The organism is Micromonospora sp. NPDC049580, assembly GCF_040675595.1.
Lineage (GTDB): Bacteria > Actinomycetota > Actinomycetes > Mycobacteriales > Micromonosporaceae > Micromonospora.
The window spans coordinates 1-5,219 of record NZ_JBFAPG010000453.1 but is presented as its reverse complement, the minus strand read 5'-3'; the positions used below and the strand labels follow the sequence as shown (position 1 = coordinate 5,219).

The 5,219-nt window shown below is 72.1% G+C and carries 5 protein-coding genes; 3 read left to right on the top strand and 2 right to left on the bottom strand.

Translation table 11 applies throughout. The annotated features are described in order from the left end of the window. The coding region (locus AB0J68_RS26605) for a GNAT family N-acetyltransferase (protein ID WP_363940998.1) at positions 1-182 on the bottom strand (182 nt) is incomplete at its 3' end. 97 nt (positions 183-279) lie between these two features. After that, the gene (locus AB0J68_RS26600) at positions 280-549 is read right to left on the bottom strand and encodes a GlsB/YeaQ/YmgE family stress response membrane protein (protein ID WP_354862070.1); all 270 of its coding nucleotides are present in this window, start codon (positions 547-549) and stop codon (positions 280-282) included. A 306-nt stretch (positions 550-855) separates the two neighbouring features. On the opposite strand from AB0J68_RS26600, the gene AB0J68_RS26595 reads away from it, so the two are divergent. The 3 genes from AB0J68_RS26595 to AB0J68_RS26585 all read left to right on the top strand — a co-directional run bounded on the left by AB0J68_RS26595 (position 856) and on the right by AB0J68_RS26585 (position 5,181). Then, positions 856-1,605 (top strand): DUF1223 domain-containing protein, encoded by a 750-nt coding sequence (locus AB0J68_RS26595; protein WP_354862068.1) that lies wholly within the window; start codon positions 856-858, stop codon positions 1,603-1,605. An 88-nt stretch (positions 1,606-1,693) separates the two neighbouring features. Beyond that, positions 1,694-2,077, top strand: coding sequence for a hypothetical protein (locus AB0J68_RS26590; RefSeq protein ID WP_354862066.1), 384 nt, complete (start codon positions 1,694-1,696; stop codon positions 2,075-2,077). A 188-nt stretch (positions 2,078-2,265) separates the two neighbouring features. Next, positions 2,266-5,181 carry a glycosyl hydrolase gene (locus AB0J68_RS26585; RefSeq protein WP_363940993.1) on the top strand — a complete coding sequence of 972 codons (2,916 nt, stop codon included), beginning with the start codon at positions 2,266-2,268 and terminating at the stop codon, positions 5,179-5,181. Positions 5,182-5,219: the final 38 nt, after the last annotated feature.

The following is a 5,219-nucleotide window of genomic DNA, read 5'->3' as shown; positions in this document are numbered from 1 at the left end:
CGCGCGTCGTCCATGACCGCGCGGGCCAGGGTCGACCCGACGCCCCGGCCCTCGTACGCCGGATCGACCTCGGTGTGGGTGTAGGCGATGATGGCGCCGGTCAGCTGGTAGGTGACCACCCCGGCGACCGCGCCCGTCTCGTCGCGCGCCTCGAACCGCTCCCGCGCGGGCACGTCTGTCACGGTGAACTCCACCGAATCATCCAAGCACAGCGCCCGTGGCGACAGGTCGTCGCCACGGGCGCGTGAGGGCCGGCGGGCCCGGCGAGGGAGCGGGGCGTCAGGGGCGTCGGCGGCCCAACACAGCGGCGGCGCCGGCCACACCGATCGCGGCGAACACGACCTGCAGCAGCAGTTCGATCCAGTCGATGCCGGCGGTCTCGTCCACGCCGAGCCCACCGGCCACGAGGGTGCCGAGGATCGCGGCGAGCACGCCGATCGCCAGGGTGAGCACGATCGAGATGTTCTGCTTGCCGGGCACCACGAGCCGCCCGAGGGCGCCGATGACCAGGCCGATGATGATTGCGGTGAAGAAGCCCTGGATTTCCACGGGGGCCGTCCCTTCCGGAGAATTTTTCGTCAGCGACGCTCTGGTGCCCCGGCTCGGGCACCGTCGAAACCCGTGATCGGCGTGCCGGCCAATTTGTCACGCGATTGTCATGAGCGGGCCGGTATGCCGACGCGCGGCTGGTCCCGGTCGGAAGTGGCGTCTCCGGGCGCAACGGCGGATCCGGGGTTGGACAGGCACGGACGGGCACTGGACGCCCCCATCCCCCCTCGCGGCCTCGCTGACCAGGCGTTGTCGGTGCGGTAACGGGAATCGCAGAGCCGCCAGCAGGCTCTGGGAGGAGACGCCATGACCACGCCATCGCCGCACGGATCGGACGCCGCCGGTCAGCCGGAACGGCCGACGGAGGGCGGCGGCGTCGCCGTCGTGGAACTGTTCACCTCCCAGGGCTGCAACAGCTGCCCTCCCGCCGAGGAGCTGCTGACCGCGATCGAGCACGACTCCCGGGCGCGGCGCGAGCCCGTCTTCGCCCTCGGTTTCCACGTCGACTACTGGGACGATCTGGGCTGGCCCGACCAGTTCGCGGACGCGGCGTACACGGCACGGCAGGAGGCGTACGCCCGGGGCTTCGGCTCGGGGCGTCTCTACACCCCACAGATGATCGTCAACGGCACCGTGGAGTTCGTCGGCTCCGACCGTGGCCGGGCGGCGAGGGCCGTCGCGTCCGCCCTGATGTCGCCCGCCGCCGCGCCCCTCACCCTGTCCGTTCCGGAGGTCGCCGACGGCGGGCAGCGGATGGTGCTGGGCTACCGCGCGCAGCGGCTGTCGCAGCCCGCCGTGGTGAACGTGGCGCTCGTGCAACGCGGCCTGCGCAGCGAGATCGCCCGCGGAGAGAACGCCGGCCGGACGCTGCGGCAGGACAACGTGGTGCGCGCCTTCGCGTCGGTGCCCCTGGACGCCGAGCAGGGACAGGTGGAGCTGGTCACGCCGCCGGATCTCGACCCCGGCCAGTCCACGGTGATCGGCTACGTCCAGCGCGAGGGCGACCGGGCGGTCGTCGGCGCCACGGCCGTCGACCTGTCCGCCGCGGCCGGCTGACGCCGCCGGTGGGCGGCCCGCCCGCCACCTGTCGGTCCCGGTGCGTAATCTCGGCGCATGCGGATGGCATGCGCGGTGCGGGGTCTCGGTGGCTGACGCCGACGACGTACGCCGCCTGGCCCTGGCCCTGCCCCACACGGTCGAGATCGAGAGCGAGGGCTTCGACTTCCGGGTGGCCGACAAGGGTTTCGTCTGGTCCTATCCCGAGCGCAGGCCGGGCAAGCCGCGGGTGATCCGGCGCGACATCGCGGTGCTGTTCGTCGGGGACGAGGCCGAGAAGCAGGCTCTCCTGCTCGGCGAGCCCGAGGTCTTCTTCACCACGTCCGGGTACGACGGCCTGCCGCTGGTGATGCTGCGCCTGGCGGCGGTCGACGTCGAGCGCCTGAGCGAGCTCGTGACCGACGCGTGGCGGATGCGCGCGCCGGACGCGCTGCACGCCGACCTGGACGGGCTCGGCGTAGCGGAGAGTTAGCCACCGCGGCGCGGTGGGCGATCAGTTTGCGACATCAGCACGCAACCGGACTGACACATTGACGGGGATCTCCGGGGTCGATTACCGTGCCGGCTGAGAGAGCGCTCTCTCGATCGACGTTTTCCACAATTCAGACGCTACGCGCCCGGGTCGGCACGGTCCGTACCGGGACGCGCGATGGAGGCACCATGAAACCTCCCGTCCCCCACCGCCGCTGGGCCCTGGCAGCCGCCACCGCCCTGGCCCTGGTCGTCGGTGGCCTCACGATTCCCGTCACCCGCGCCGCCGAGGCCGCGCCCGTGGGCGCCGGCAGCTACACCACCACCCCCGTCGGCGCGCTCCCCACCGGCTGCGGCGCGATGTCCAGCAACCCCCGGCAGTTCGCCACCGCCAACGCCCCCGCCGGTGCCGTACCCACCAACGACTGGTGGTCCTCGCTGCTGTGGAAGCGCACCGACTGCGCCTTCAGCGAGCCCCTGCACGCCCACCCGACCTCCTACGACACGTTCACCGACGGCCTCGGCTTCTCCGCCAACTCCACACCCGCCATCAGCGGCACGGCCACCGGCGTCGGTGAGTACCACTACCCGTACGTGCAGGACATCCGCGTCGGCGTGGCCGGGCTCGCCGCGCCCCAGGTGAAGGTGGACGGCTGGACCGACTGGACGGTCAGCCCCTACTGGAGCGACGGCACCCGCACCCTGCGCGCCACCATCGGCCACGGCCTTCCGTTCGCGTACTTCCAGGCCAGCGGCGGCGACGCGGTGATCGGCACGTCCGGCACCCCCGACGTCTGGTCCGCCAACGGCGCCACCATCGGCTTCCGGGTCAACGGCCACGACTACGTGGCGTACGCCCCCAGCGGCGCGACCTGGACCGTCAGCGGTGGCCGCATCTCCTCCACCCTCGCGGGTCGCGGCTACTTCTCGGTGGCCCTGCTGCCCCCGACGGCGAACGCCACCGAACGCGCCGACCTGGCCACCACCTACGGCCGGTACGCGCACGCCCACGTCACCGGCACCCGCGTCTCCTACGCCTACGACCCGTCGACCAACGGCCTGAGCACGACGTACGCGTTCACCACCACCGCCCGGGAGGGCACCGCCACGCAGACCGTGGTCAGCCTCTACCCGCACCAGTGGAAGTCGCTCGCCGGCTCGACGCCGATCACGCCGACCTACCCGTCGGCGCGCGGCCGGATGAAGGTCCTCACCGGCGTCAACCAGTTCCGGACCGCCATGGCGTTCCAGGGAGTCCTGCCCGAACTGCCGGCCGTCGGCGACGGCAGCGGCGCGGACCTGGCCACGCTCACCGGCCACCTGGCCGCCGCCCGCGGCAACCCGATGGACCAGCGGGGCAACGACACGTACTGGACCGGCAAGGGGCTCGGCCGGGCCGCCCGGCTCGCCGAGGTCGCCGACCTGGTCAACGACACGGCCACCCGCGACAGCGCGCTGAACGCGATCCGCAGCACCCTCACCGACTGGTTCACCGCGTCCAGCGGCAAGACCCAGCGGCTCTTCTACTACGACGCCAACTGGGGCACCCTGATCGGCTACCCGGCGTCGTACGGCTCCGACCAGGAACTCAACGACCACCACTTCCACTACGGCTACTTCATCGCCGCCGCCGCGACACTGGCCAAGTTCGACCCGTCCTGGGCCGCGACCAGCCGCTACGGCGGCATGGTGGACCTGCTGATCCGCGACGCCAACAACTACCGCCGCGACGACACCCGCTTTCCCTACCTGCGCGACTTCGACATCTACGCCGGCCACGACTGGGCGTCCGGGCACGGCTCGTTCGGCTCCGGCAACAACCAGGAGTCGTCCTCGGAAGGGATGAACTTCGCCAACGCCCTCATCCAGTGGGGTCAGGTCACCGGCGACACCGCCGTGCGTGACGCCGGCATCTTCCTCTACACGACGCAGGCCGCCGCCATCCAGGAGTACTGGTTCGACGCGAGCGACCAGAACTTCCCCGCCGCCTTCGGGCACTCGACGGTCGGCATGGTCTGGGGCGACGGCGGCGCGTACGCCACCTGGTTCAGCGCCGACCCGGAGATGATCCAGGGCATCAACCTGCTGCCGGTCACCGGCGGGCACCTCTACCTCGGCAACAACCCGGCGTACGTGCGCACCAACTACGCCGAGCTGGTCCGCAACAACGGCGGCCCGCCGACGGTGTGGCAGGACATCCTCTGGCAGTTCCAGGCCCTCGGCGACCCCGACGCGGCCCTGGCGAACCTGCGCGCCAACCCGGGCTACACCCCCGAGGAGGGGGAGAGCCGGGCGCACACCTTCCACTGGATCCGCAACCTGGCGGCACTGGGCACCGTCGACACGACGGTCACCGCCAACCACCCGCTGAGCGCGGTCTTCTCCCGCAACGGGGCACGCACCTACGTGGCGTCGAACCCGACGGCGAACCCGATCACCGTCACGTTCTCCACCGGCACCCGGCTCACCGTGGCCGCCGGTCGGACGGCCACCACCGGGGCGTACACCTGGAGCGGCGGCAACGCCTCCGGCGGCGTACCGCCGAGCACGACCCCACCGACCACCGCGCCGCCCACCACGGCGCCGCCGACGACCGCGCCGCCGACCACCGCGCCACCGACCACGCCGCCGCCGAGCTCGGGCTCGCCCACGCGGTACCTGCTCGCCGGTGGCGGGCTGGGCGCCGCCGGCAGCGCGGGCACGACCACGGTCGCGGCCGCCAACGGAAACCACGACGGTACGCCGACCAACCCGCAGGTCTTCACGGCGACCGGCCTCAACCTCGCCTACTCCGGGGCGCAGACCACGTTCGACCTGTTCCTGGACGCCGGCACGGCCGTCGGCAACGGGGTGCAGGTGCGCGTCTCCTACGACCTGACCGGAAACGGCAGCTGGGACCGGACGGAGACCTGGCGCTACTTCGCCACCGACCCGGTCCCCGGCTACGAGCACTACACCCAGAACGCCGGCCTGGCCTCGGCCACCGGCACGTTGGGCACGTTGAGCAACGGCACGGTACGGGTGGAGGTCTGGTCCGCCATCGGCAACAACCCCACCTCGCTGGGCATCGGCAACCAGTCGGTGCTGCGCCTTCCGTACTCCTGATCCGTCCACCCGCGCTCGCCGCCGGCCGCACCTCGGCC

Excerpts from the sequence above, each read along its gene's own strand:
- AB0J68_RS26595 (WP_354862068.1), top strand. The coding sequence starts at position 856 with ATGACCACGCCATCGCCGCACGGATCGGACGCCGCCGGTCAGCCGGAA.
- AB0J68_RS26585 (WP_363940993.1), top strand. The coding sequence starts at position 2,266 with ATGAAACCTCCCGTCCCCCACCGCCGCTGGGCCCTGGCAGCCGCCACC.